The sequence below is a fragment of the Pseudorhodobacter sp. E13 genome (assembly GCF_003991405.1).
Taxonomy (GTDB): Bacteria; Pseudomonadota; Alphaproteobacteria; order Rhodobacterales; family Rhodobacteraceae; genus Pseudorhodobacter.
Genome location: NZ_RPEN01000142.1, coordinates 1 through 23,935, shown reverse-complemented (window position 1 = coordinate 23,935; position 23,935 = coordinate 1). Strand labels below are relative to the sequence as shown.

Genomic DNA, 23,935 nt, shown 5'->3' with positions numbered 1-23,935 from the left:
CTCCGGTTAGTCAAAAGAACGTGAATGGAAGCCATTTGCTTTGTAGACAACAAAAGGCACACAGGTTGTGCCGACCCGGTGGTCGTTCATGTCACGCTGCCGGATAGCTTGTATAAACTTTCAGGCTGCCATCCCGGCTGACCAGCAGGACGTCATAGGCGTCCCGACTGTCTTCTGATCCCATGCCGGGGGAGCCGTAAGGCATACCGGGCATGGCAAGGCCAACTGCATCAGGACGCTCGTCGAGCAGCCTTCGGATGTCCGCAGCCGGGACATGGCCTTCGAGAGCATAGCCGTCAACGGTCCCGGTGTGGCAGGAAAATGCCTTTGCTGGAATGCCCAGGTCCATCTTGAAGCGGATCAGCAACGTTCCCATCGACACCTCATCTGTAACCGTGAAGCCTTGCTCCCGCAGATAGTCGACCCATGCTTCACAGCACTCGCAGCCACGCCCCTTGACGACATGGATTGGCGGTTCTTCCTCTGCCTGAGCTTCGGCGGCAGGGGTTACGGCAAAAGCTGCTGCTGCAAAGATCACCTCGCGGCGTCCGATCAAATATTTGTTCATCCGCGTTCTCCGTCAGTTCCTGAAATGAAGCCAGTTTCGCTGCGCCAGGTGGCGAGCGCATTGAGATCATCTGCCGAAGCAATCTCCTGTTCCGGCAAGGCGTCCTGGTCCTTAGGGTCGACCGGTCTGCCGTCGACACGAACTTCGTAGTGAAGGTTGGGGCCGCTCACGAGCCCTGTCGACCCCACCGCGCCAATCTCATCTCCAGCCTTGACCCGCGACCCCACGCGAACGTCTTCAGCAATTTCGGACAGATGTGCATATCGCGTGACGACCCCGCCACCGTGATCAATGTCGATCGTGGTGCCATAGCCTCGGATAGTGCCCGCAAAGATCACCCTCCCGGCGCCGGTCGCTGAGACTTCGGTTCCCACGGGCGCCGCATAGTCGATCCCGGTATGCATGCGAACCCCACCCAATACGGGATGGTTCCGGCGGCCGAAGACGGACGACAGTCGTGCACCAAGGATGGGTGCCGCTGAACGCTGCACGGCTTCGCCATCTTCAAAGACGATGACCGGGCCTGCGGCTTCGGTCGCAACGAGTTCGAGGACGCGATCCGTTAGCTCCAGCCGCGCGTAATTCAGGCGCGGCTCTCCCGCGATGCTGCCATCGGGAAGCTGATCTTCCTGCCAGACCAGCGCGAAGGTCTCTCCACCTTTGAGGTCGCGCCTGAAATCGACCTGGCCCGCAAGAAGTGCCGTCAGGTCAACCGCAAAGCGTTCCGGTGCATTTCGCGCCATCAAGGCGTCGTAAAGGGTGCCGTCGAGGGTCAAGGTCTCCCGCCGGTCCGTCTCACGAATCGGTGGGTCAAGCCGTCGTGCCGCAATCGGCCCGTCGAAGGTGAGAGCGATCTCCACACCATCTTCCACGAAGAGCGACAGGCGTTTCAGCGATCCTGGATCCCCGGACGCCGCAGTCCATTCGATCCGGTGACCAGGTCGCAGGTCGGTCAGGTCATAGACTCCCGAAAGTGACAGTGCGGCTTCTGCCCGGATCGTCGCGGGGATTCCCGCATGACCAAGGACGCTGTCCAAAGTGTCACCGGGGGCGATTGTGGCTTCGAACGCCGCTGGCAAATGTGCCGTCGTAGGATCGGCCGCTGCCTGGAGCGGGGCGAATGACGCGAGAGTAAGAATCAGAAATGCGGAGCGGATCATCTGGCAGAATGACCTTTCAACTGAGGGTTCGGCGGATTTTGGGAACGGCGAAGCGCCGGTCCTCGTGAAAGTCGATGATGCTGGCGAAGCGCCCATCGGGGTGGAACAGGAACACACCGGCGGTATGGTCCATCGTGTAATCACCGGCGTCCTTGTCGACGCGGCGATAGGTTGCGCGAAAATCTGCGGCGGCCTGCGCGACCTCGTCAGCAGATCCCGTCAACCCCATGATGCGTGGATCGAAGTTGCTGACGTAATCCGCAAGGACGTCGGGCGTGTCACGCTCCGGATCGACCGAAATCAACGCAACAATCATGCGATCGGCGTCAGCACCCAGTTCCTCGAGCCAGAGAGATATGTCGCTCAATGTGGTCGGACAGACGTCCGGGCACCATGTGAAGCCAAAGAACACTATGGTCGGGCGACCAGCCCAGTCCTTCGGTCTGACTGATCGGCCAAGGTGATCAGTCAGTGTCCAGGTCATCTCGCCGATTGGCAGGGGCAGAAGTTCGCTGCCGGTTGGCAGATTGCGCGTGCGATAGGCCCCGACGCCCAACATGAAGGCGACGGCTCCGACTGCCCCTCCGGCACCAAGTATTATTGCCCTGCGTCGGCGCAATCCGGACCCTCCGCACGCAAGGACAGGACGTCGACGTTTACGGTAACCTCACCAGCCTTTTCGAAGGACAGGGTAACCGGGAAGCTGTCGCCCTCCTTGAGGGCTGTAGTCAGTCCCATCAGCATGCCATGGTATCCGCCAGGCGAAAGCTGCACGCCCTGACCGGCCGGCACTGGGATCGACATTGCATGTGGCATCGATGCGATGCCATCTTGTACCACGGTCTCGTGCAACATTGGCATGCCGGCTGCTGGCGATGATATGCCAACAAGCGCGTCGTCGGTCGATCCGGTGTTCGTGATCTCCACATAGAAGACGCCGGGACGCGCCGCGCCGAGTGTCGCCTTGGACCAGGCGTGCTCAATGGTCAGATCGCCGATGGTGACAGTCTCGCAGGCCATCGCGGCAGGCGCAGATAGGCCCAATGCTGCGGCAAGAAGGAAGTGTTTCATGGGTCAAAGTCTCGATTGAAGGTCGGAGAGGATTTCGGCCGCAGGGGTGCCGTAGGTGAATTGACGTAGCCACGCGCCATCCGGGCCGATCAGATAGAGGCCAGAACTGTGCGCCATTGTGTAACCATCCGGCGATGAGGAGTCGGCCTCCCGCTCGTAGAAAATCTTGAAGCTTGCGGCCGCAGCCTCTGTTTCTTCTTCGCTTCCTGCCAGACCGAGGATCGCTGGATGAAAGGCCTTGGTGTAGTCGGCCAGCCCCAGACGCCTGTCCCGTTCGGGATCGATCGAAATAAAAATCGGCTGCACCGATCCCGCGTCAGATCCAAGATCATCCATGACCTGCGCGACTTCGGAGAGCGTCGTCGGACAGACATCCGGGCAGCTTGTAAAGCCGAAGAACACCAACAGGAACTTTCCTCGGAATTCGTCCGTCGTGCGCATGCGCCCTTCGCTGTCGGCCAGCGCGAATGCAGTCGGGAAGGCAGGCGCTGCTGCTGCGGTGTCGTCCAATGCCGGCCCCCATCGGACTGCCGCGAAAGCGATGACCGCCGCCGTAGCGGCGATCCAAAGGACGATTTGAAAAGAACGAAGGCGCATGAACAGTCCAGACGATGAGAACAGAGTGCCGTCTAGAACCTCGAGCAACTAGAGGTTCAACCAACAAATGGGTGAGGATCTCGGGACCGGCAAGGTTTCGCCGATCAGGCTGCCCCAAGATACCTTGCGAGGGCGATTCCAAGGAGGGTGCCGAACAGCCCGAAGGCGATGGCGAAGGCTGCGCCATACTGCAAGCGGTCGAGGGTCCTTCCGCCCCGCCGCCGCGCAACGAGGTAACCCCAAATGAACCCGATGATTGCGAAGAGCGGCCCGATCATGTCGATGCACCTTTCAGGTTTGTCTGTTGCCGCAGGGCCCAGTAGCCACAAATGGCCCATGAAGTGAGGATCAGAATGAGAAGCGCCCAGTCTCCGAGGCGGGCGTAGATGGTTGCGGGCAATGGGCGGGGCAAGCGGATGTCGATGACGCCTGAAGTGTCGATTTCGAGCATTGCCAATGTTGCCCCGTAAGCATCAACCACCGCCGAGATTCCCGTGTTGGCGGCCCGGACGAGAGGCAGGCCCTCTTCGATGGCCCGCATCCGGGCAGATGCCAAATGCTGCCACGGCCCGATTGAAGCACCGAACCAGGCGTCGTTTGTCGCGTTGAAGATCCAGTCCGGTCTGATCGCATCATCGACGACATGTCCGGGAAAAATGATCTCATAGCAGATAGCGATCCCCGCATAGGGGTGCGGGCCGAACGCCAGTGTCCGGGGCCCTGGCCCCGGCGTGAAGTCTCCGAGCGATTGAACCAGACGCTGGAGGGGCAAAAGGTTGCGCCACGGAATGTACTCACCGAACGGAACGAGATGATGTTTGGCATAGCGCGTCAGAATGGTACCGTCGGAAGAGATAGCAAGCACGGCATTCCGGTAGACTGTTTCGGCCCCGGTTTCCTCCCTTTCCGGGCTGCCTGTCAGCAAGACGCCGGTTTCGGGCAAAAGCCAGCCCAACATCACCCTTGCGCCCGCATCCTCTGCCAGGAACCCTGGCCAAGCGGTTTCTGGCCAGAGCAGGATGTCGAAGTCGCCGGGCCGGGCCGAAAGTGCGATGAGTTTCAAGATGTTCGCGTTTCGTGCGGCATCATCCCACTTTGCACTTTGCGCGATGTTCGGTTGAACGACACGGATTTGCGCGCCGCGCTCTGACGGCACATCGGCGAGCAGCAAACGCACTGCACCAAATGCGGTCACCGACAAGGCGATTGCGCCCGCGCTGGCGAGGCGGCCGATACGTTTCCCTTTGTCGGCCGAGACAAAGGCCAGTCCGGCAAGTGCGGCGCAGAGCACGAGAAGAAACCCCAGCCCATAGCTTCCAACGACAGAGGAAGCCTGCGCGGCGATCGGCCAATCAGACAGTGTGTAGGCAGCCAGGTTCCAGGGAAACCCGGTGAGTACATGCCCTCGCAGCCACTCCGTGGCGGTCCAGCTTGTTGCCATCGAAAGCGCCAACGGCAATCCGGCGCGTTCCATCCGTGCCGTCAAAGCGCAGGCCATGGCAGGAAAGACCGAGAGAAGCGCGGAAAGGCCAAACACCGCCGGCAGAGCCAGCCAACCGAATCGGTCCGCCTCAACCTGAAAACTTTCGGTGATCCAGAACAGCCCGGGCAGGAATTGACCGAGGCCAAAGAAATATCCCAGCCTGAACGCGGCGAAACCGGATGCGCCACGCACCAACACGGCCAGCACAGCGAAAGCGATCAGCGCAAGTGGCAGGATCGAGTACGGCGGCAGGGCCAAGACAATGCAGGCTCCAGCCAGGACATAGGATGCCAGGCCCGCCAAGCCTCGCAGGTTCGTCCTGCTCGAAATCCTATGTTCCTCCGATGTGGCCAACCTTGACACCGACTCCAGTTTTCATCAGGATGGCTAGCTGCTCTAGCAACTAGAGGTGCAACAAGTGTTTTGATGCATCACGGCATTGTCAGGCCGATGTGAAACATCGCATGATTTCCTTGCCCATGCAGGCTGCGAAACGGCTCGACCATAACAACAGGTGTCCGGTCACACAGACTTGACTGGACATCAGGCGCGCTTTTCTTGACGGAATGTTTGAGGGAGAAGGTGCAATCGACGGTTTTGCGCCGCAGTACTCAGAAGAGGGCCAAGCTCATGTTCACACGACGCCACTTCATTGCAACGACAGCCACATTGTTTTCGGCACCGATTTCCGCCCCGGCTTTTGCTTCATCGCACCGGCAAGACCAGTGGGCGGCCTGGGATGCTGAGGTCACCCCATTAGGCTATGATGCCGCAACGACAAACCCATGGGGATTGCATCCTCGGCTCCTTCCGACCCGCGTCGAAGCGCGCGTCGGGTTGGTGCCAGGCGATATCCATGTCGACGCAATTGCGCGATATCTCTATCACATTCAGGCCGACGGCACGGCGATGCGCTACGGCGTCGCGATTGGCCGGGACGGTCTTTACGAGCCTGGAACATATACAATCCGGCGCAAGGCAAAGTGGCCGAGCTGGACCCCGACGCCAGCCATGATCGAACGCGAGCCCGAAATATATGCGAAGTTCGCAGATGGCATGGACCCCGGCCCGGCCAACGCCCTGGGATCGCGGGCTCTTTATCTTTTCGTCGGCGACCGCGATACTTATTTACGGATCCACGGGACGCCGCTTCCACGTTCGATTGGAAGCCGAGCAAGTTCAGGCTGCGTGCGCATGGTCATGCCACATATCAATGATCTGTTCGACAAGGTAGAGACTGGCGTTACCGCTTATCTCTATCCCGCAGAAGAGGGGAACGTGGCGACCACCAGCTAATGGGAATCGCATGGGCCTTCGGTTCACTCAACGCCGGACGCGCAAGGTCGACCTACCTACAATCACGTCGCTGACACGCGGTTTTCTGTTCTCGCTGACCGCGAGCAGCCTTGGCAGCGGTGCTGTCAGCTCGAAACGGCGGGTTTGGCGGAAACCTGTGTGCAGATTGGCCTTCCTTCGACCGTTCGCAACGGCAACATTGTCGTTTCAACAGGCCCGACATGCCGGTACCAATAGCAACCATCCTCAGGCTTCAGGATCACTTCCTCAAGATTCTGATAAGGTGCAGCAATCAGCGCGACACCTTCGGGCAGTTCCTTGAGAAATCCCGTGGACTTGTCGGTGGCCTGATCGATTGGAACGGTGCAGGCCCCGAGTGCCAGAAGAGCGACAGTAACAAAGACTGGCCGACCTTTTCTCACGAGGCCGGTCGTGGTGGTGGCAGTCGGCCTTGAGGTATCGCTCGGTTCTTCTGTCCCATAATTTTCAATCCTTGACATCGAATATCCCTGCTTGTTGTGTCGCCGCGAGCGTGAACCCGGCCATAGCTCTACGGCCGATTGCCGGATGAATCATACTTTGATTAGTGCTGCCGTCACATACATGAAGGCAATTCCTCCAAGGAAGCCTCCAAGGACGGCCGGAGAGAACAGGATCGCCAGCCGATCGGAGTTCTGTCGTTGCAGATAGGCCGTAACCTCGACCATCACCTGCAGGATGGCACCGGCACCGACCGCAAGTGCCAAGGCTGACCATTGAGGCGCGTAGGCGAGGCTGCCAACCCAGATGCCGATCACAGCCGGTCCACCCGCCAGCAGGGTCAGCGCAGCAAAGCTCCAAAGCGGGGGGCGGATGCGCAGCATTGGTGCGGCAATGCCGATGCCTTCGGTCACGTTGTGCAGGGCAAAACCGAGGACGAGAAATGTACCCAAGCCAGCTGCACCGGCGGCGAACGCGCCGCCGATGGCCAGCCCCTCACCAAAGTTGTGCAGACCGATTCCGAGCGCGATGTAGAAGGCCAATGCCAGCCCCTCAGGTCGCCCACGCCAGCGCCCGATGGCCATCAACAGAAGGAAACTAGCCAGCGCCGATAGCCAAACCATGGCAGAACCTTGGAACATCGCTGCCGCTTCGGCTGCCAGTTCCGTGGCCTCGCCCATCATGTCCAGAAGCAGGAAGGCCAGCATCCCGACCGTAAGCGCGAGCACGAAGTTCATGCCGGTCGTGCCAAAGCCGCGCATGGCCGGGTAGAACATCAGACCGAGCGCTACCGGCAGCAATCCGACCAGTGCTCCCACCAGCGCCTGCATGCGGAACTGTCCCGCCGTGGCCTTCGGCGTCGGCACCGCTACGGCGATTTCGTGTCCGAACACGGTGCCTGTGTTCGATACCAGAGCAACATGATGTGCCTCCCCCAGAACCCAAGGGTAGGGGATCTGCACCCAGACGGCACTACCGCGCGCAATCGGCCCCGGCGGATTCTGCGTGAAGCTCCAATAGGCGTCATCAACCGCAACCTGGGCGATCTGCATCGCCTCCGACCCGCCCGCACGCACGAGAATCTGGATGCCGGTCTGATCGAGAATGGTCCGCTCAACCGTCAGCGACTCAACTGGTGGGGCACCGTTGTTGAAACTGCGCAAGGGATCAAGCGAGGCGATCCAGACGAATGAGCCAAGAATGGCAGCCAACGGAAGAAGGACCAGAAGAAGTCGGATCGCAGTGGGGCGGGTGGGCTGGCTTTGGTCACTCATGCCTCTGGTCCCCGAACGTCGAACATGCCGACCCAGCCAAGTTCCGTGAACTCGGACTGGTGGGCGTGGAACATGTACATGCCGTCCTCGTGGTCGGAAAAACTGAACTCGAGAATGCCGCGCTGTGCCTGGCACTGCATGATCAGATCGACCGTCCGCAAAGTAGGCGTCAATTGCGTGCCGGTGTCGTAGTAGTCGAAGAAATTCGCGTGCAGATGAAACGAGTTGATCGGATCGAACTCCGTCACGTTGACGAGATAGATGCGCACGGGCCGGGTCTTGTCGATGCGGATCGGCACGTTCATGTAGGCTTGGCCCACGGTGTTTACGGCATAGACCTCGTTGCCACCGTCGAAATTGGTGTCGAAGGCGTTCATCACCATTGCCAGTTCCTGCCAATTGGCGTTCTCGGGACTTCCGAACAGCCGCGAGGCGGCAACAGTCGCAAGAGCCGGATCGGCCTGCCGAGCGGGGTCGGGGTCAATCACGAACAGGCCGTACATGCCCTTGTGCATGTGCCGCTTCAGCGGCAGTGCGTGGCAGTGGTAAAGATGGCAGCCGAATGGCTTGGCGTCGAACTCATAGACGAACTCCTCCCCCGGGCCGATCAATCCGGCCCCGGGAACGCCGTCCATCCGCGCCGAATGGATGCCATGGAAGTGCATCGAATGCGGGTGCGAGCCGTAGTTGCGGAAGATGATCCGCAGCTTCTCGCCTTCCTTGGCGCGAAGCGCGGGGCCGGGGACACGGCCATTGAAGGTCCAGGCGGGAAAGACGATGCCGGGCGCGATCTCGATCTCCCGGTCGATGGCAGAGACCTCGAAGGTGCGCAGGGTACGTCCGTCGGGCAGCAGCTCGGTCGTTCCGGTGTACCAGTCGGTCAGCATCGACGACGGATCGAACCCGTTTCCGGCGTGATCGACGCGGCCCACGGTGGTCATGTTGCCATGCGCCATGCCCGACATCGGTGCAGCGTATGGATCGGTCGACATGGCCGACATGTCATGGCCTGCCATCGGGTCAGGGGCAGTCTGCGACCGTGCCGTGCCGGCGGCAATGGCAGCACCACCGGCAGCGGCCAAACCTGCGACGAGCAAGGCGCGCCGTGACGGATCAACCTTGGTGGCTTCGTCGGCAGGCATGAATGGAGCTTCCCGGATTGGGCACCAAAGTCTTGGCGCGAAATGTTAGACGAGGCTAATATTCTGCCCATAGGGTTTACCTGTCAACCCAGATCGTGCGACACTGTCACGACAATGCACGATGATCCTCATGAAGTCCTGCCCGCTGCCAGTGACGACCGCTCTCCCGACTTGCGCGCGGAGGCATTTCAGGGCGTGCGCGCTGCGCGGCGAAGCGAGCTGGCCGAAGACTACGTGGAGCTGATCGCCGAGCTGATCCATAGCAACGGCGAGGCTAGACCCGTCGACATCGCCACCCGGATGGGTGTCACCGCGCCGACAGTTGCCAAGACGCTTGACCGGCTTGCCCGCGATGGTCTCATCACCCGGGCCAAGTATCGCTCAATCTTCCTGACGGAGCAGGGCAGGGCGCTGGCCAAGGAATGCCGTCACCGGCATGAAATTGTGCTTCGGTTCCTGCTCAGCCTCGGGCTTGATGCAGAGACGGCCGAACGGGACGCCGAAGGGATTGAGCACCATGTGAGCGAGCGGACACTGGAGTTGTTCGCGGACTTCGTTTCGCGAAACTGACCCAGCGTCAGCTATTCTCGACCGCGAACCGCACATCGGCGATCAGGCTGTCAGCACTGAAGTTCTCCAGCCGCTTGCCATTCAGAAAAAATGTCGGAGTCTGGCGAATGGCCAGGGCTTCTACATCAGCGGCGTCCTGGTTCAGGATGCCTGTGATGCCTGGGAAGAACTGATCAGTTTCCGCCTTCTCCAGATCGAGACCTGCGGCTCCGGCAATTTCCCAGGCGACATCCATCTCGGGCGAGCCATGAACGGCCCAGCCGGGCTGCTGTTCCAGAAGCGCGTCAAGCACCGGCTCGAACTTGTCCTGCATCCGGGCGGCTTCGAGGATGCGCACAGCCTCGTCCGAGCCTTCGTGGAAGACGGTGTAGCGGAGCACGACGCGGACTTGGGTCGGAAACTGTCGGCGGATTTCCTGCACCACAGGGTGGTAGGCGCGACAGGCTTCGCAGGAGGGGTCAAAGAATTCAACCAGTGTGACGGGCGCATCGGCGGGACCGAAGCTGGGGGAATACTCTCGAACCAGAAGTGCCTGATCTGCGATTGGCGTGGCGGCAGCCACTGCCTCTGCCTCGGCTGCGCGGCGACGGTTCAGGATGATGGTGCCACCTGCAAAGGCGGAGAGCCCGAGTGAGGATGCTCCGATCAGGAGGTTACGACGATTCATGGGCGGTGTCCTTTCGGCAAGAGGAGACAAACAAGGATCGCCACGAAGGCGACCGCTGAAAGATAGGGGATAGGCAGGCCAAGGATCATCTGCGCCTCGCCAGTGCAGGAGGGGCCATTCTCGGTGCAGGGCACGATCGGCGCGGGCAAGAGGCCGGCGTAAAGGCCCGAATGCCAGGCTGCCAGCGCCAGCCCGGCCAGGACCAGCGGCAAGGCATAGGTACGCGCCATGCCATCGCCGCGCCAGAGCGACAGTCCAAGGATCGGCACCAATGGGAACATGGCGATGCGTTGATACCAGCAGAGGGTGCAGGGCATCTGTCCCAACACTTCGCCAATGAAGAGCGCGCCGAGGGCGGCTGCCAGCGCGATCAGGAAGGCAGCGGTCAGGGCGAGGTCGTCGCGTGACAGTTCTTGCGGGTCAGCTTTGGTCAAGAACCGGCTCCTTGCGGCGACGAAGGGGGAGAGAGGCGGCTAGGATCAGGACCGCGCCCAGAGTGATCGCAATATCGGCGACGTTGAACGTGGGCCAATGCCAGTCGCGCCAATAAAAATCAAGGAAATCGGTCACGGCACCTTGTCGCAGCCGGTCGATGATGTTGCCAAGCGCCCCACCCACGACCAACGCAAAACCTGCCCGTTCAAACGGGTGCTGCGCCCGAAAAGCCATGACGCAGAAAACGACGGTCAGCGCGCCCGTCAGCGCCGCCATCAGAAGTGGCTTGCCTGCCATGACACCGCCCATCATGCCAAAGCTAGCGCCTTCGTTGAACCCGAGGGTAAGGTTGAAGCTCGGAAGGACCGGCACCGCAGTCCCTTGCGACAGCAGTGACAGCGCCGCGGCCTTGGTCAATTGATCCGCCGTTACTGCGGTCATTATCAGCAAAATCAGCATAGTGCGAGTCATCGTGCAACCTTGCGGTTGATGCCAATCCAGCGCGGGACCGACGCGGCGTAATGCTCATAGTCAGACCCGATTGCGCTGCGCAGGGCAGCCTCTTCCGACCGGACCTGCGTGCGGGCTGACCAGAAAAACAGGATTGGCGCGAGGATTGTCGGGACTGCCGGAACCGCTATCCCAACACCTGCCAGCAGGGCAAACTGACCGACAAACGTCGGGTTGCGGCTGAAGCGGTAGAGCCCGTTCGAGACCAGGTCGCCGGTCTCGCCGCCCGCCACGCCAACGCGCCAGGATGATCCCATCGACATCTGTGCTGCAAAGGCCACCATCGCGCCAAGCCCTGCCACAAAGACCCCGATCAGGCCGAGGATGATGGCGCGCCCCTCAGTCCAGAGCGGATCGATCTTGTGTATTGCAGGTACGGCGAGCCAGAGAAGCGGCCCGAAAAAGGCAAGTGCAAAGGCCGCACGAAACCCCGACGCCGCCAACCGGTCACGTCCCCTGGCGCGGGAAAACAGCCAGACGGGCCGACCGGCTTCTTGTGCGGCCAGGGCGTTGCCCCAGAAGAACAGGGCCAGATAGCCGAAGAGAAGGGCCAACGCGGCCCAGCCGAAACCCGAGATCATGATGTCAACTCTCACGCTCGGGGTTGAACCGCAGCAGGCGCAGGGCGTTCAGGGTCACCAGCACCGTCGCCCCGGTATCGGCCAGAATTGCAATCCAGAGGCCGGTCAGACCCAGAACCGAAGTCACCAGGAACACGGCTTTCAGCCCCAATGCGATGGTCACGTTCTGGCGGATGTTGGCCATGGCCGCCCGCGACAGGCGGATCGTGGCGGGGATGTCGGTCACCCGGTCGCGCAGGATTGCCGCATCGGCGGTTTCCAGCGCCACATCGGTGCCCGAGCCCATCGCCACGCCGACCGACGCCTGTTTGAGCGCCGGCGCGTCGTTGATGCCGTCGCCTATCATCATTACGCCGCCCTTGGAGCCGATCTCGCGGATATAGGCGAGCTTGTCTTCGGGAAGCATGTCGGCCTCGAACTTCAGCCCAAGGCTTCCGGCAATTGCGGAGGCTGTGCGCGGGTTATCCCCGGTCAGGATCACAGAGGTCACCCCCATGGCCGTCAGCTGGCGCACAGCATCCTTGGCGTCCGCCCGTGGCTCGTCTCGCATGGCGATCAACCCAAGTGGGGTCTTCTCGCGGAACACCGCAACAGCGGTCTTGCCGTCCTCTTCGAAGATCGTCGCCTGTCGCAGACCAAGGCCATCGAGCCCGCCATGTTCCATCGCGTAACGCGGAGAGGCGACCCATGCGGGCGCGCCGCCCACGGTTGCGACAACCCCTTTGCCCATCAGCGCCTTGGCGTCCTGCGACGACAGCGCTGTCACACCAGCGTCCTTGGCCTTGTTCAGGATGGCGATGGCCAGCGGGTGGCTTGATCCCATCTCGACCCCTGCCGCAACAGCCAAAAGCTCAGCTTCGGTAGTGGCCCCGAACGGCACGACGTCCGTCACCTGTGGGCGGCCATGGGTCAGCGTCCCGGTCTTGTCGAAGGTCACGACGTCGACCTTCGCCGCCGCTTCGATCACGGCACCACCCTTCATCAACAGCCCGCGCCGCGCGCCAGTGGACATGGCCGAAGCGATAGAGGCTGGGACCGAGATGACCAGCGCACAAGGGCAGCCGATCAGGAGCAGGGCAAGTCCGCGATAAACCCAGGTATCCCAGGGCTGACCGAAGGCCAGCGGCGGAACCAGCACCACCAGCGCCGCAACGGCGACGATGGCGGGCATGTACCAGCGGCTAAAGCGGTCGATGAAGCGTTCGGTCGGCGCACGCGCCTCCTCGGCCTCTTCGACAAGGCGGATGATGCGGGCGATGGTGTTGTCCTCGGGGCCCTTGGTCACCTTGACCCGTAGGGCGGCCTCGGTGTTGATTGACCCTGCAAACACGGATTCCCCCGGTCCGCGCGTCTTGGGCACGCTTTCGCCCGTGACCGGGCTCTCGTCCACGCCCGAGGTGCCTTCGGTGATCTCGCCATCGGCCGGAATCCGGTCGCCGGGGCGCACAAGCACGGTCTGGCCTATGGACAGGCTTGCAGCAGGCACTTCGCGGGTGGTTTCCCCTGTGACCAGTTGCGCTGTCTTGGGGACAAGATTGGCCAGCGCCCGGATGCCGTCGCGTGCCTTGCCGGCGGCGACGCCTTCCAGCACTTCGCCCACGGCAAAGAGGAAGACGACCAGTGCTGCCTCTTCGGCTGCATTGATGAACAGCGCACCGATGGCTGCGATGGTCATCAGGCTCTCGATGGTGAAGGGCTGACCCATCCGCAAAGCTGCAAAAGCGCGCTGCGCTACCGGGGCCACCCCGATCAGGCAAGCAGCGACGAATGCCCATTTGCCGATCTCGGGTGCCAGATACTCGATAATCCAGGCGGCCGCCAGCAACAGTGCAGTGAAGATCACCAGCCTGCCCTTGGCGGTCTGAAACCAGCGCTTGGCCCGGTCAGCGGGGTCGTCATGGATATGGCCGGGGCTGCCGTGACTGGACTCGTCTTGCTTAGTGCTGGCTGCCATTGAGCCGTGATCGTGGCCAGCATGATCGTGTGTGGCGTGATCGTCATCCGGATGCGCACCGGTCTGATCGGCCGCGGGCAGCACTCCAGGCAGCACGAATTCTTTCTTTGCAGATGCCGTACGTGGCGCGATCTCGTAACCGAGTGCGCGGACGGTCTTCTCGATCCTGTCTTTCCCGGTCTGCGCTTCATCCAGCGTCAGTCGCAGGCGCTCTGACATGATCCCGACCTCGACGCCGCTTACTCCCGGCAGACGCGCGACAGCATCCTTGATTTTGGTCGCGCAGGACCCGCAGTCCATGCCTGTTACAGTCCAGTCGCAGGACGTTTCGCGTGCAGCTTCCGACATCGTCATTCCTCCTGCCGCCGAGCGGGCAGTTGATTTCATCGAATCAGCAATCTAATGTCTCTAGCAACTATAGCTTCAAGAGGAATATGATGCTGACGATCGGAAAACTTGGCGACGCGGCCGGGGTGAAAGTGCCGACGATCCGATACTACGAGCAGATCGGCCTTCTGCCTGAGGCTGAGCGCAGTGCAGGAAACCAACGGCTCTACGGCTGCAAGGCACTTGAACGGCTGGCCTTCATCCGCCACGCTCGCGATCTCGGTTTCACGCTAGAGGCGATCCGCGACCTGCTGAGCCTGTCCGACAATCCCGATCAATCCTGTGCCGCCGCAGATGCCATCGCAAGGTCGCAACTCGTCGAAGTCGAAAGTCGCCTCGCGCGACTGACCGCGCTGAAATCTGAACTTGAGCGTATGGTCGTGCAATGTGCGGGCGGAAAGATTGCCGATTGCCGGGTTATCGAAGTTCTGGGTGACCATTCGCTTTGCGCCACCGATCATCGGCACCCGGAGGCAGAGGCGAGGCAGTGACCGCTCCCGCAACGCTCGCCATCTACGCCGGCGCCGCCCTTGCCGAAATCGGCGGTTGCTTCGCGGTCTGGGCATGGATGCGTAAAGGGGCGAGCGCGCTCTGGCTCGTTCCTGGCATCCTCAGCCTTGCGGTCTTTGCTTGGCTCCTAGCCCTCGCGCCCTCGGATTTCGCAGGGCGTGCCTATGCGGCCTACGGCGGTGTCTACATCGCCGCCTCCCTTGGCTGGCTCTGGCGTGTCGAGAAGCAGCGCCCGGATGCCTGGGACATGACCGGTGACGCGATTTGTGGGCTCGGCGCGGCAATCATCCTCTTTGCGCCTCGGGCAGCTTGAGCATCAATGGCACTTCGTTCAACCGGATGTGCATCGGCGTCCAATTTTGATGGGGCGGACGGGAGATTGCAAGGTGCTTGAGGTGTTGCGGGGCCATTCGGAGTGCCTGACCGAGCACGAGGAAATCGGGGCATAAGTCAAAAGTTGGGGCAAAGGTGGAAATCTTTGAGCAAAGGATTGAAGCTACGGTGACTATAGCAATTAGTCTTGTTCCAAGACGATTCGAGGAGCGACTCCGTTGCAGATGACCGACCCCCTACTTGCACCCACCAAATTACTGGATTTTGATGCCGCGCCTGTTGCGCATCTAATTGAGAATCGCGGCTGGCGCGACTTTTCCGAATACGATCGGATCGGAGTTGCCTATGATTTTGTTCGGAATGAAATCGCGTTCGGATACAATCGAGCTGACGACATCCCCGCATCCGAGGTGCTTTCCGACGGTTATGGGCAGTGCAATACCAAAGGCACGCTCTTGATGGCGCTGCTGCGTGGTGTTGGCATTCGTTGCCGGTTGCATGGGTTTACGATCCACAAAGGCTTGCAGCGCGGTGTTGTCCCAGAGTTGGTGTATCCGCTTGCTCCTCAGGAAATTCTCCACTCATGGGTTGAGATCGAATATCAAGGTGCTTGGATCAATTTCGAAGGCTTCATCCTGGATGAAGCTTTCCTCAAAGTCCTGCAAACGTCTTTCTCGGACACGGACAGTCTCTGCGGTTATGGCGCGGGCACGGATTGTCTTGGCGCGCCTCCCGTCGCCTGGAACGGAGAAGATACCTACATTCAGAAAACCGGCATCGTGCAGGATTTCGGCGTGTTTGATACGCCGGACACCTTCTATTTGTCCCATGAGCAATCCTTTGGATGGCTGCGTGGTGCGCTGTACCGGCATTTCATACGCCACTGGATGAATGCGCGCGTACGTGGTTTCCGCAGCGGCCGCCTGAAGACTGACCGACGCGCGACTCACGCGCACGCGGAGCCTGCCAATGCCACATGACCACGGGCACGCGCATATCGATCCGAATTCTGGGGACCGGCGGGTTGCCATCGCCATCTGGGCAAACGGGCTACTTACCGTTGCACAAGTCGTCGGGGGCATATTCTCGGGCAGTCTGGCACTGATCGCCGATGCGCTGCACAACTTTTCCGATATGGCCTCGCTTGTCATTGCCTTCGCCTCACGCAAGATCGCGCGCCGCCCGGCCGATGAACGCATGACCTTCGGCTATGGCCGGGTCGAAATCGTCGCGGCCCTGATCAACTACACCACCCTCATCGTGATCGGCTTCTATCTGATCTACGAAGGTGGCATGCGCATGATTGATCCACCCGAAGTCATGGGGTGGACCGTCGTCATTCTTGGTGGAATCGCGCTTGTGGTCGACACGCTGACCGCAATGCTGACCTATTCGATGCAGAAGGGCAGCGTGAACATCCGCGCGCTTTTTCTCCACAACCTTTCGGATGCGTTGGCTTCAGTGGCCGTCATAGTCGGCGGGACGTCATTATACTCTATGTTATGCGTTGGGTTGATCCGGCCATCACCATCGGCATCGCGCTCTACATCCTCTACCTGGCCTTCACCGAGATCGGTGGTCCCATCCGGACGCTGATGCTCGGCAGCCCGCCCGACAACGACAACGACAACGACAACGAGGCAGTTGTCGAAGCGATACGCGATGTGGAAGGCGTTGCCGACGTTCATCACGTTCATTTGTGGCAAATGCAAGAGCACGTGGCCGCACTCGACTGTCATGTCGTCGTAAAACCCGAGGCGTGGTCTCGGATCGAGGAGATCAAGAGCGCGGTCAAGCAGCGGCTCAAGGAAGAGTTCGGCATCAGCCATTCCAGCCTCGAATTCGAGCACGAGGATCGCGCTCATCAGAGCGCCGGCCTCTATAGTCACGGTAATTCGAGAGAGGGGGAGGAAACTCATACTCACGAAAAAAGCTGACCGGGCATGAGGACATCATTACCTCATTTGCGACGGCAAGTTGACGTCGACCAATGTCAAGTGGACTGATGAACCTTTGCATGAGTAACTGGCTGCGAAGGGCAGTAAGGAAGGTCTGAGTCGGATACACTACAGGGGTATCACGACCAAGTTACCGAATATCACTTGACCTCCCCTTGCTGGAAGGTTGTAGCGGTAACTGTATGACCTGCGTTTTTCGCCTTGTTTTGATTCTCATGCTGACCTTCGGCGCCGTGACTGCGCCGGATGTGTCGTCGGCCAGTATGTCGGTCACGGCTATGGCGCAGATGGACCCCTCCGAAAGCGCGGATGGCCGTTGCGACGGGTGCAATCCCACCGGATTTGCTGACGGCACTGCCTGTGAAGGTGGGTGTCCTGTTCCTTGCGGCTCCAGCGGTACGGCTGGCCTCCTTGCCAATATGCCGTCAGCGCGGCTCACGATGCCCTTTGGTACTGCCATCCGGGGTGCCGAACCTTTGATCCCAGTCGGCGCAAATCCGTCGCTTGATCCGTTCCCTCCCAAACTGCCTGTTTGAACCTGATACCGGCCTCGCCTGCTGCGAGGCCTGATTGTTGCCTTGGCCGAAGCTGGCTGAGTGCGACCCTTTCAGATCAAGGTAAATGCGATGATCCTCCACAGACCGATTTCACGAAGGCACGTGCTTCGCACAGGTGCCGCATTAACAGCCCTATCCGCTCTGTCACCTGCACGAATGGCGATGGCCGATCCAACTGGGGACCCATTCGTCCTACGCGCGGCATCCGGACAGGCCGCCCTGCGCCCGTCACCATACGGCCCGACTAATGTCTGGAGCTATAACGGGTCCGTCCCCGGCCCTGAAATTAGGGTCCGGCGGGGCGACCGCGTGCGGGTTCTGGCTCAGAATGGGTTGGATGAAGGGACCACAATCCACTGGCATGGCATTCGCACGCCCAATGCGATGGACGGAGTGCCGTTCCTTACACAGGATCCGATCCCGGTTGATGGCGATTTTCTCTACGAGTTCGATGCGCTGGATGCGGGCACGTTCTGGTACCATCCGCACCAGCGCAGTTCGGAACAGGTCGGACGCGGCCTTTACGGGCCACTGATCGTCGAGGAGGCGGACCCGATCCGCGTGGATCGTGACCTGACCTGGATGCTGGACGACTGGCGCATGACCAGGGACGGACAGATTGCGGATGACTTCGGCAACCGCCATGACGCGATGCACGGCGGTCGTATTGGCAATTCCGTGACCATCAACGGTCAGATCCCCGAACGCATCTCGGTGCAATCCGGTGAGCGCATCCGCTTGCGGCTAATCAACGCGGCGAACGCGCGGATATTCGGGCTGGATTTTGGAGATTTTGAACCAGTCGTGGTCGCGCTGGACGGTCAACCCGTGACGCCCCATGCCCCTGACGGCGGGGTCGTGGTGATCGGCCCGGCGATGCGTGTCGATCTGGTAATCGACATGACCGGCAAACCCGGAGAGGCCGTCACGGTCACCGATGTCTTCTACGAAGGCCTCGAATACCGTCTGGTCGATCTCGTCTACGGGCCTGACAGGCTGCGGGACAGTGTGCCGGATTGGTCGATGGACCTGCCGCCCAACCCGCTGGCCGAACCGGACATGGCGTCGGCCGCGCGGCACCAGATCGTATTCAACGGCGGAATGATGGGGCAGATGATGATGGGCAGCGGTATGGGGTCGATGATGGACCAGATGCGCGAGGGCAACATGTGGTTCATCAACGGAGAAGCCGCGACGGGTCATATGATGGACCCCTTGCTGGTCCTGCCGCAGGGCACGTCGCACGTGTTCGAGATGGATAATCGCACCGCCTGGCACCATCCGATCCATTTTCACGGGCATTCGTTCCGTGTGATCGCCCGCAACGGACAACCGACTCGGTATCGCGAATGGCAGGACACCGTCCTGATGGCACCCGAAGAACGGGTCGAGATCGCCTTCGCCGCGGACAATCCCGGTGACTGGATGTTCCATTGCCACATTCTGGAACACCAGGCGGCGGGCATGATGGGCGTCATCCGTGTCGAACCTGGCACGACCAAAACCTGAAACTCACACACTTAGGACCATGAAAATGAATGAACCGATGAAGAAGATACTTGGATTTGCCAGCCTCGGCACGGCAGGTGCCGTCGCCGTCCTTGCGATGAGCCTGAATGCCGCGCCTGCCGCGGCGCAGGAGGTCACGCTCTACAAGAACCCACAATGCGGATGTTGCGAGAGTTACGCGGACTATCTGCGGGAGAACGGTTTCACGGTGGAGGTGAAACCGACCCATGATCTGGCGCAGATCAGCCGCGATGCCGGTATCCCGGATGACTTCCAGGGCTGCCATACCGCCTTTCTGGGTGACTACGTTGTCAGCGGCCATGTGCCCATCGAAGTTGTTAACCGCTTGCTTGAGGAGCGCCCGGAAATTGCCGGTGTGACTCTTCCCGGCATGCCATTGGGGTCGCCGGGTATGGGCGGCGCGAAACAGGAGCCCTTCAAGATTTACACCGTCGAGGAAGGTGTGAGCCCGACCGTATATGCGGTCGAATGATCAATCGCGCGGTCTGGTGCGAACCAGTGCCAGACCGGTTTCAAGGGAAAACAAAGGATGGAATGCATGATGATGGACGGTGGAATGATGGGCGGCGGCATGATGATTGCGATGGGCCTCGTCTGGTTGCTGATCGTGGGTGTGCTGGTGCTCGCGGCAATCGCCTTGGTCAAATACATCCGCTCGGACAGCGGAAAATAGAAATGTGCCAGAATGCGGATTGAGGGTGCCAGCAGCGGCGACAGCCTGTTGTCGATGGGGTGGGTCTGGGCGCTTTGCGTCCTGCTTGTCCTGTCGTCGCTCGCGGCACTTTTCATTCTCTGTATGTGGTTTGTAACAAGAAGGTGGAAGTGCCGTGAAAAACACCATTAGGCTCGCTGCGGTCCTGCTCGCCACAACGGTTTTGCCCGTAGCGGCGCAGAGCGACGTGCTCATGGGCGAGCGCCTTTATCAAGTGAATTGTGCCAGTTGCCATGGGGCGAACCTGGAGGGGCAACCAGATTGGCGCACACGATTGCCGAACGGCAGGTTGCCTGCCCCGCCCCACGACGCCTCCGGCCATACCTGGCATCACCCCGACCGCGTATTGCTCGACATCGTGAAACGCGGACCGGCGGCGATTGTCGGGAACGGTTACGAAAGCGACATGCCCGGATATGAGGTTGTGCTGACAGACGATGAGATCACGGCGATCATTGACTACATAAAGAGCACATGGCCCGACCGGATCCGCGCGTCGCAGGAAAACCGATCCCTTGCCGATGAGCAGGCGCAGCCATGACGGAAAAGGTCGAAGGAAATGCCCACCCTGTGTCGCGACGCAGTATCTCCGGGTTCGTGCTGGTGCCGCTGATAGCCTTTGCCCTCATGGTCCTGTTCGGTTGGGGGCTTTTCAGGGGTGGCGACGACTTGCCGTCGGCACGTCTCGGCAAACCCGTGCCGGACTTCGCGCTGCCCCCGGTGCTCGGCCGAGAAGAAGGTCTTTCGACGCAGGACCTGATCGGACACGTGTCACTGGTGAACGTCTTTGCCTCGTGGTGTGTGCCCTGCCGTGCCGAACATCCGCTGTTCATGGAGTTGAGCGCAACCGGTGAGGTGCCGCTCTACGGAATCAACTACAAGGACACGCCCGATCAGGCGCGCGCCTGGCTCGACGAGTTGGGTGATCCCTACGCGCGCATCGGGGCCGACATCAACGGACGCGCCGGTATCGAATGGGGCGTCTATGGCGTACCCGAAACCTACGTCATCGCGCCCGATGGCACCATCGCCTACCGCCATGTCGGTCCGATTACGCGGTCAATCCTGGAAGAAACCCTGTTGCCGATCGTCCGTGATCTGAACACCCAATCCGCCGAGGAGACAACGCCATGAAACATCTGAAACCGGCGCTGATCGCCTGGGCAATGTCCGTCGGCACGGCGTTTGCCGGACCGCAGGGGTTCGCCCTGCACGATACCCCGCAGACCGTCGCCAATGTGCGCTACGAGAAAGAAGACGGCAGCCGTGGGGACATGGAAGATTTTCGCGGCAAGGTGATCCTCGTGAATGTCTGGGCAACGTGGTGCGTCCCTTGCCGGGAAGAGATGCCGACACTGGATGCGCTGCAAGCGGAACTTGGCGGCGACGACTTCGAGGTGGTCGCCCTGTCCATCGACCGGGCCGGATCAAAAGTCGTGCGGCGTTTCTACGACGAGATCGGTGTCACCAATCTCAAGATGTATGTCGATCAGACCATGCTCTCGATGACCGCGCTGCGCACCGTTGGCCTGCCGACGACGATCCTGATCGACGCGCAGGGGCGGGAGCTCGGGCGACTGGTCGGACCAGCCGAATGGGACGACCCCGAAATGGTGTCCTTTCTGCGCGAATTTATCGAATGAGTTCCCCAGAAGATGTTCCCTCACCCTTGACCTTCCAGTTACTGGAATGACCATCTCACTAACATCGAAAGGATTTTTCGGATGACCGACGTAATACCATCCAGCGACGCAACCACTTCAGGCATTTCCAGTGCTGGCAACAGGCCCCGGTGGTTGACGCGCAGACGATTGCTGTTCGTCGGTGCGGCAACCGTGATGGGGGGCGGCATGGCCCTGAACTGGGGATGGCTCACCGCGATCGGGCTCGCGCCTGTTCTGGTCTCGCTGGCCCCCTGTGCCGCGATGTGCGGCCTGGGTCTGTGCATGAAGGGCGGGTCTGGAAAGGGATGCTCCAAATCGCCGGACGGGGCGTCTCCCGACTGAGTTCTTTCGATAACCACACGATCAACCCAAGGAGAAAACCATGAGAAAAACACTTACAACTTTCGTCGTTGCGACGGCCCTTACCGCAAGTGCATTTGCCGTCAGCGCCCAGGAACAGACCACCCCGGAAACGGGCGAAATGATGCAGAATGATGATGCCATGCAAAGCGGCATGATGGACGGCGACATGATGGGCATGATGAAGATGATGGCCGAAATGAAACCCATGATGGAAGCCTGCACCGAGATGATGGCGTCCATGACCGAGAAAATGGACGGTGACATGATGCCGTCGGAAAAATCGGACGGCTAGAGTTGCTAATGATGCCTGTTGGTCCACGGATCGGCAGGCATTTATTGTAAGGATATAAGAATTGAAAGCACTGACACGGCGCGCCGCCTTGGCGATCATTGCGGCCACGATCTCCTCTCCGGCCTTTGCCGATCATCCGGGAGAAAACCTGGATGCGCGCATGTTCGAGATGGAGACGTACTTTCAGGCCATAGATGCGGCGCAGACCCCAGGATTTGAGCTACAGGATGCGGAGGGCAACCCCGTCCGCCTGTCGGACTTTGACGATAAAGTTGTCATCCTGCATTTCATTTACGCCAACTGCCCCGACGTCTGCCCGCTGCACTCCGAAAAGATCGCGGCCATACAGGCCTCGATCAACGATGGGCCGATGAAAGATCTGGTGCAATTCATCTCGATTACGACCGATCCGGTGAACGACACGCCGGACGTGCTGCGCGATTACGCGGATCGGCATGGGCTCGATCCGAGCAACTGGGTCATTTTGACCAAGCAGCCTCATCAATCTGATGACGCAACGCGCCTTCTGGCGCGGGAATATGGGCTGGAGTTCACGATGACCGCCGACAGCGACATGATGATGCACGGAGCGGTCACGAATGTCGTGGACATCGGCGGTCGGTTCGCTGCAAAATTCCATGGCATGGACTTCAAGAACGTGAACCTGATCCTCTATGTCAGCGAGTTGATCAACAACGCCCAGCATCGACGCCGGGAGCCCAGCTGGTGGGACCGGCTGACAGGGGTGTTTCAATGAGTGTCGTCACGACTAGCGTGAGGCTGTCCTCGACAGACGGAATTTCCCTGACGGCTCTTCGTCGGTATTTTGCGGTGATCATCCCGGCCAACTTGGTCTGGGAGTTCGCGCATATGCCGCTCTACACGATCTGGAACGAAGGCACCTGGGGTGAGATCGTCTTCGCAGCCGTCCATTGCACGGGTGGCGATATCCTGATCGCCATGAGCGCGCTGATGCTTGCCCTCATGCTGTCGGGCCGGGGCTGGCCCCTGGTCGCCTCCACGCGGCGGTCTGTGACCGTCCTGACGGTAGTGTTCGGCTTGGGACACACGCTTTTCAGTGAATGGCTCAACATCGTGATCCGCGCCGCCTGGGCCTATTCGGACCTGATGCCGATCATTCCGGTCCTCGATGCGGGCCTGTCACCTGTTTTGCAATGGATCGTGGTCCCGCTGGTCGCGTTCTGGTGGGCCGTGTGGCCCTTCAGCACCGAGCGTGATGTATGATGGATATTTCCGGCATCGGCATCTTCGCGGCCTTCCTGGCGGGAGCCATCTCGTTCCTCTCTCCCTGCGTCCTGCCGCTGGTGCCGGGCTACGTATCCTATATCGCAGGGCAGCCGGATTTGCGCATGACGCGGTCGGTCGGCTTGCGGGCGCGCGCCGGGGCGCTCGGGTTGAGTGCCTGCTTTATCTTGGGCTTTTCGACGGTCTTCGTCGCCCTCGGGGCCGGGGCCAGCGCGCTCGGATCCCTGCTGCTGACATGGCGCACCGAGCTGAACTATCTCGGCGGCGCGATCATCATTCTGTTCGGACTGGTCATGCTGGGTGTCTTTCGTCTCAATGCGTTCTCGCGCGATACCCGTTTCAATCTCGACATTCCCGGCGGTCGCCCGTTTGGCGCTTATGTGCTGGGGCTTGCCTTCGCCTTCGGCTGGACACCTTGCATCGGACCGATCCTCGGCGCGATCCTGACACTCAGTTCGACCTCCGGCTGTTGATTGCCACTGAGAATTGACCCGGCATTGTCACCGAGAACTGACCCACCCAGTGGTTATGTTCTGCGTGTCATGATGGCGTCAATGCTGGTGTTTCCTTCCGTT

At 60.5% G+C, this 23,935-nt stretch carries 30 protein-coding genes and 2 pseudogenes; 17 read left to right on the top strand and 15 right to left on the bottom strand.

The genetic code is table 11. From position 1 onward, the window contains the following. Window positions 1–91 precede the first annotated feature (91 nt). From EGN72_RS03375 to lnt, 7 genes are all read right to left on the bottom strand, one after another. Window positions 92–568, bottom strand: a complete 477-nt coding sequence (locus EGN72_RS03375; RefSeq protein WP_127045237.1) for a DUF411 domain-containing protein — start codon at window positions 566–568, stop codon at window positions 92–94. Continuing rightward, window positions 565–1,728: a M23 family metallopeptidase gene (locus tag EGN72_RS03370; RefSeq protein WP_158623133.1), complete on the bottom strand. Its 1,164-nt coding sequence runs from the start codon at window positions 1,726–1,728 to the stop codon at window positions 565–567. Before EGN72_RS03370 ends, EGN72_RS03375 begins: the two co-directional genes overlap by 4 nt. A gap of 16 nt (window positions 1,729–1,744) precedes the next feature. Then, a complete protein-coding gene (locus tag EGN72_RS03365) occupies window positions 1,745–2,347 on the bottom strand; it encodes an SCO family protein (protein ID WP_127045235.1) in 603 nt (200 codons plus the stop codon). Continuing rightward, window positions 2,326–2,799 carry a copper chaperone PCu(A)C gene (locus EGN72_RS03360; protein ID WP_127045234.1) on the bottom strand — a complete coding sequence of 158 codons (474 nt, stop codon included), beginning with the start codon at window positions 2,797–2,799 and terminating at the stop codon, window positions 2,326–2,328. The genes EGN72_RS03365 and EGN72_RS03360 overlap by 22 nt, the downstream gene beginning before the upstream one ends. Window positions 2,800–2,802: 3 nt before the next feature. After that, complete coding sequence (locus EGN72_RS03355; RefSeq protein ID WP_233587013.1) at window positions 2,803–3,309, bottom strand: SCO family protein; 507 nt, start codon at window positions 3,307–3,309, stop codon at window positions 2,803–2,805. 191 nt (window positions 3,310–3,500) lie between these two features. Then, complete coding sequence (locus EGN72_RS19270) at window positions 3,501–3,674, bottom strand: hypothetical protein (protein ID WP_199743689.1); 174 nt, start codon at window positions 3,672–3,674, stop codon at window positions 3,501–3,503. Further along, window positions 3,671–5,242, bottom strand: coding sequence for an apolipoprotein N-acyltransferase (gene lnt / locus EGN72_RS03350; RefSeq protein WP_255417412.1), 1,572 nt, complete (start codon window positions 5,240–5,242; stop codon window positions 3,671–3,673). Before lnt ends, EGN72_RS19270 begins: the two co-directional genes overlap by 4 nt. A gap of 267 nt (window positions 5,243–5,509) precedes the next feature. Between lnt and EGN72_RS03345 the strand changes: the two genes are divergently transcribed. Next, window positions 5,510–6,175 (top strand): L,D-transpeptidase, encoded by a 666-nt coding sequence (locus tag EGN72_RS03345; protein ID WP_127045231.1) that lies wholly within the window; start codon window positions 5,510–5,512, stop codon window positions 6,173–6,175. A 125-nt stretch (window positions 6,176–6,300) separates the two neighbouring features. Here the strand turns inward: EGN72_RS03345 and EGN72_RS19665 are convergent, their stop codons facing one another. From EGN72_RS19665 to EGN72_RS03330, 3 genes are all read right to left on the bottom strand, one after another. Then, the gene (locus EGN72_RS19665) at window positions 6,301–6,675 is read right to left on the bottom strand and encodes a hypothetical protein (RefSeq protein WP_370323150.1); all 375 of its coding nucleotides are present in this window, start codon (window positions 6,673–6,675) and stop codon (window positions 6,301–6,303) included. A 72-nt stretch (window positions 6,676–6,747) separates the two neighbouring features. Next, a complete protein-coding gene (locus EGN72_RS03335) occupies window positions 6,748–7,929 on the bottom strand; it encodes a metal transporter (RefSeq protein WP_127045230.1) in 1,182 nt (393 codons plus the stop codon). After that, complete coding sequence (locus tag EGN72_RS03330) at window positions 7,926–9,071, bottom strand: multicopper oxidase domain-containing protein (protein ID WP_127045229.1); 1,146 nt, start codon at window positions 9,069–9,071, stop codon at window positions 7,926–7,928. The genes EGN72_RS03335 and EGN72_RS03330 overlap by 4 nt, the downstream gene beginning before the upstream one ends. Window positions 9,072–9,185: 114 nt before the next feature. On the opposite strand from EGN72_RS03330, the gene mntR reads away from it, so the two are divergent. Beyond that, window positions 9,186–9,641, top strand: a complete 456-nt coding sequence (mntR, locus tag EGN72_RS03325; protein ID WP_127045228.1) for a manganese-binding transcriptional regulator MntR — start codon at window positions 9,186–9,188, stop codon at window positions 9,639–9,641. Between the two features lie 7 nt (window positions 9,642–9,648). On the opposite strand, the gene EGN72_RS03320 is transcribed toward mntR, so the two are convergent. The 5 genes from EGN72_RS03320 to EGN72_RS03300 are packed head-to-tail and all read right to left on the bottom strand — an operon-like array spanning window position 9,649 to window position 14,142. Further along, window positions 9,649–10,308 (bottom strand): thioredoxin domain-containing protein, encoded by a 660-nt coding sequence (locus EGN72_RS03320; RefSeq protein WP_127045227.1) that lies wholly within the window; start codon window positions 10,306–10,308, stop codon window positions 9,649–9,651. Further along, a complete protein-coding gene (locus tag EGN72_RS03315; RefSeq protein WP_370323148.1) occupies window positions 10,305–10,742 on the bottom strand; it encodes a disulfide bond formation protein B in 438 nt (145 codons plus the stop codon). The genes EGN72_RS03320 and EGN72_RS03315 overlap by 4 nt, the downstream gene beginning before the upstream one ends. Next, window positions 10,729–11,202 carry a signal peptidase II gene (lspA, locus tag EGN72_RS03310; RefSeq protein ID WP_255417413.1) on the bottom strand — a complete coding sequence of 158 codons (474 nt, stop codon included), beginning with the start codon at window positions 11,200–11,202 and terminating at the stop codon, window positions 10,729–10,731. The genes EGN72_RS03315 and lspA overlap by 14 nt, the downstream gene beginning before the upstream one ends. A gap of 8 nt (window positions 11,203–11,210) precedes the next feature. After that, on the bottom strand, window positions 11,211–11,834 hold the full coding sequence (locus EGN72_RS03305) for an isoprenylcysteine carboxylmethyltransferase family protein (protein WP_127045225.1): 624 nt from the start codon (window positions 11,832–11,834) through the stop codon (window positions 11,211–11,213). A 4-nt stretch (window positions 11,835–11,838) separates the two neighbouring features. Then, window positions 11,839–14,142, bottom strand: a complete 2,304-nt coding sequence (locus EGN72_RS03300) for a heavy metal translocating P-type ATPase (protein ID WP_127045224.1) — start codon at window positions 14,140–14,142, stop codon at window positions 11,839–11,841. 83 nt (window positions 14,143–14,225) lie between these two features. Between EGN72_RS03300 and EGN72_RS03295 the strand changes: the two genes are divergently transcribed. From EGN72_RS03295 to EGN72_RS03220, 15 genes and pseudogenes are all read left to right on the top strand, one after another. Next, entirely contained in the window at window positions 14,226–14,666 is a 441-nt protein-coding gene (locus EGN72_RS03295; RefSeq protein WP_127045223.1) for a helix-turn-helix domain-containing protein, read from the top strand. Further along, the gene (locus tag EGN72_RS03290) at window positions 14,663–14,998 is read left to right on the top strand and encodes a YnfA family protein (RefSeq protein ID WP_127045222.1); all 336 of its coding nucleotides are present in this window, start codon (window positions 14,663–14,665) and stop codon (window positions 14,996–14,998) included. Before EGN72_RS03295 ends, EGN72_RS03290 begins: the two co-directional genes overlap by 4 nt. A 244-nt stretch (window positions 14,999–15,242) precedes the next feature. After that, on the top strand, window positions 15,243–15,998 hold the full coding sequence (locus EGN72_RS03280; RefSeq protein WP_127045257.1) for a transglutaminase family protein: 756 nt from the start codon (window positions 15,243–15,245) through the stop codon (window positions 15,996–15,998). Beyond that, window positions 15,988–16,955: pseudogene (locus EGN72_RS03275) on the top strand (cation diffusion facilitator family transporter). Before EGN72_RS03280 ends, EGN72_RS03275 begins: the two are co-directional and overlap by 11 nt. Window positions 16,956–17,602: 647 nt before the next feature. Further along, window positions 17,603–19,042, top strand: a complete 1,440-nt coding sequence (locus EGN72_RS03265) for a multicopper oxidase family protein (RefSeq protein ID WP_127045220.1) — start codon at window positions 17,603–17,605, stop codon at window positions 19,040–19,042. Window positions 19,043–19,067: 25 nt separating this feature from the next. Next, window positions 19,068–19,535 (top strand): DUF411 domain-containing protein, encoded by a 468-nt coding sequence (locus EGN72_RS03260; protein WP_233587010.1) that lies wholly within the window; start codon window positions 19,068–19,070, stop codon window positions 19,533–19,535. A gap of 66 nt (window positions 19,536–19,601) precedes the next feature. Continuing rightward, window positions 19,602–19,736 carry a hypothetical protein gene (locus tag EGN72_RS19560; protein WP_009503829.1) on the top strand — a complete coding sequence of 45 codons (135 nt, stop codon included), beginning with the start codon at window positions 19,602–19,604 and terminating at the stop codon, window positions 19,734–19,736. Between the two features lie 154 nt (window positions 19,737–19,890). Continuing rightward, window positions 19,891–20,316 (top strand): c-type cytochrome, encoded by a 426-nt coding sequence (locus tag EGN72_RS03255; RefSeq protein WP_127045219.1) that lies wholly within the window; start codon window positions 19,891–19,893, stop codon window positions 20,314–20,316. Then, the gene (locus EGN72_RS03250; RefSeq protein ID WP_127045218.1) at window positions 20,313–20,909 is read left to right on the top strand and encodes a DsbE family thiol:disulfide interchange protein; all 597 of its coding nucleotides are present in this window, start codon (window positions 20,313–20,315) and stop codon (window positions 20,907–20,909) included. Before EGN72_RS03255 ends, EGN72_RS03250 begins: the two co-directional genes overlap by 4 nt. Next, a complete protein-coding gene (locus EGN72_RS03245; RefSeq protein ID WP_127045217.1) occupies window positions 20,906–21,418 on the top strand; it encodes a TlpA disulfide reductase family protein in 513 nt (170 codons plus the stop codon). The genes EGN72_RS03250 and EGN72_RS03245 overlap by 4 nt, the downstream gene beginning before the upstream one ends. Window positions 21,419–21,499: 81 nt before the next feature. Beyond that, a complete protein-coding gene (locus EGN72_RS03240; protein WP_127045216.1) occupies window positions 21,500–21,781 on the top strand; it encodes a hypothetical protein in 282 nt (93 codons plus the stop codon). A 40-nt stretch (window positions 21,782–21,821) separates the two neighbouring features. Continuing rightward, complete coding sequence (locus EGN72_RS03235) at window positions 21,822–22,094, top strand: hypothetical protein (protein ID WP_127045215.1); 273 nt, start codon at window positions 21,822–21,824, stop codon at window positions 22,092–22,094. Window positions 22,095–22,155: 61 nt separating this feature from the next. Further along, window positions 22,156–22,851: an SCO family protein gene (locus EGN72_RS03230; RefSeq protein WP_127045214.1), complete on the top strand. Its 696-nt coding sequence runs from the start codon at window positions 22,156–22,158 to the stop codon at window positions 22,849–22,851. Beyond that, window positions 22,848–23,339 (top strand): hypothetical protein, encoded by a 492-nt coding sequence (locus EGN72_RS03225; protein WP_127045213.1) that lies wholly within the window; start codon window positions 22,848–22,850, stop codon window positions 23,337–23,339. The genes EGN72_RS03230 and EGN72_RS03225 overlap by 4 nt, the downstream gene beginning before the upstream one ends. After that, window positions 23,336–23,824, top strand: a pseudogene (locus EGN72_RS03220) (cytochrome c biogenesis CcdA family protein); the annotation flags it as partial. The gene EGN72_RS03225 and the pseudogene EGN72_RS03220, both read left to right, overlap by 4 nt. Window positions 23,825–23,935: the final 111 nt, after the last annotated feature.

What these genes read in the sequence shown, in the direction of transcription:
- EGN72_RS19270 (WP_199743689.1), bottom strand. Translation starts at nt 3,674, where the DNA reads ATGATCGGGCCGCTCTTCGCAATCATCGGGTTCATTTGGGGTTACCTC.
- EGN72_RS03235 (WP_127045215.1), top strand. Translation starts at nt 21,822, where the DNA reads ATGAGAAAAACACTTACAACTTTCGTCGTTGCGACGGCCCTTACCGCA.
- EGN72_RS03320 (WP_127045227.1), bottom strand. Translation starts at nt 10,308, where the DNA reads ATGAATCGTCGTAACCTCCTGATCGGAGCATCCTCACTCGGGCTCTCC.
- EGN72_RS03360 (WP_127045234.1), bottom strand. Translation starts at nt 2,799, where the DNA reads ATGAAACACTTCCTTCTTGCCGCAGCATTGGGCCTATCTGCGCCTGCC.
- EGN72_RS03240 (WP_127045216.1), top strand. Translation starts at nt 21,500, where the DNA reads ATGACCGACGTAATACCATCCAGCGACGCAACCACTTCAGGCATTTCC.
- EGN72_RS03280 (WP_127045257.1), top strand. Translation starts at nt 15,243, where the DNA reads ATGACCGACCCCCTACTTGCACCCACCAAATTACTGGATTTTGATGCC.
- EGN72_RS03250 (WP_127045218.1), top strand. Translation starts at nt 20,313, where the DNA reads ATGACGGAAAAGGTCGAAGGAAATGCCCACCCTGTGTCGCGACGCAGT.
- EGN72_RS03345 (WP_127045231.1), top strand. Translation starts at nt 5,510, where the DNA reads ATGTTCACACGACGCCACTTCATTGCAACGACAGCCACATTGTTTTCG.
- EGN72_RS03335 (WP_127045230.1), bottom strand. Translation starts at nt 7,929, where the DNA reads ATGAGTGACCAAAGCCAGCCCACCCGCCCCACTGCGATCCGACTTCTT.
- EGN72_RS03265 (WP_127045220.1), top strand. Translation starts at nt 17,603, where the DNA reads ATGATCCTCCACAGACCGATTTCACGAAGGCACGTGCTTCGCACAGGT.
- EGN72_RS03305 (WP_127045225.1), bottom strand. Translation starts at nt 11,834, where the DNA reads ATGATCTCGGGTTTCGGCTGGGCCGCGTTGGCCCTTCTCTTCGGCTAT.
- EGN72_RS03225 (WP_127045213.1), top strand. Translation starts at nt 22,848, where the DNA reads ATGAGTGTCGTCACGACTAGCGTGAGGCTGTCCTCGACAGACGGAATT.
- lspA (WP_255417413.1), bottom strand. Translation starts at nt 11,202, where the DNA reads ATGCTGATTTTGCTGATAATGACCGCAGTAACGGCGGATCAATTGACC.
- EGN72_RS03245 (WP_127045217.1), top strand. Translation starts at nt 20,906, where the DNA reads ATGAAACATCTGAAACCGGCGCTGATCGCCTGGGCAATGTCCGTCGGC.
- EGN72_RS03295 (WP_127045223.1), top strand. Translation starts at nt 14,226, where the DNA reads ATGCTGACGATCGGAAAACTTGGCGACGCGGCCGGGGTGAAAGTGCCG.
- EGN72_RS03300 (WP_127045224.1), bottom strand. Translation starts at nt 14,142, where the DNA reads ATGACGATGTCGGAAGCTGCACGCGAAACGTCCTGCGACTGGACTGTA.
- EGN72_RS03370 (WP_158623133.1), bottom strand. Translation starts at nt 1,728, where the DNA reads ATGATCCGCTCCGCATTTCTGATTCTTACTCTCGCGTCATTCGCCCCG.
- EGN72_RS03260 (WP_233587010.1), top strand. Translation starts at nt 19,068, where the DNA reads ATGAATGAACCGATGAAGAAGATACTTGGATTTGCCAGCCTCGGCACG.
- EGN72_RS19560 (WP_009503829.1), top strand. Translation starts at nt 19,602, where the DNA reads ATGATGATGGACGGTGGAATGATGGGCGGCGGCATGATGATTGCGATG.
- EGN72_RS03330 (WP_127045229.1), bottom strand. Translation starts at nt 9,071, where the DNA reads ATGCCTGCCGACGAAGCCACCAAGGTTGATCCGTCACGGCGCGCCTTG.
- mntR (WP_127045228.1), top strand. Translation starts at nt 9,186, where the DNA reads ATGCACGATGATCCTCATGAAGTCCTGCCCGCTGCCAGTGACGACCGC.
- EGN72_RS19665 (WP_370323150.1), bottom strand. Translation starts at nt 6,675, where the DNA reads ATGTCAAGGATTGAAAATTATGGGACAGAAGAACCGAGCGATACCTCA.
- EGN72_RS03375 (WP_127045237.1), bottom strand. Translation starts at nt 568, where the DNA reads ATGAACAAATATTTGATCGGACGCCGCGAGGTGATCTTTGCAGCAGCA.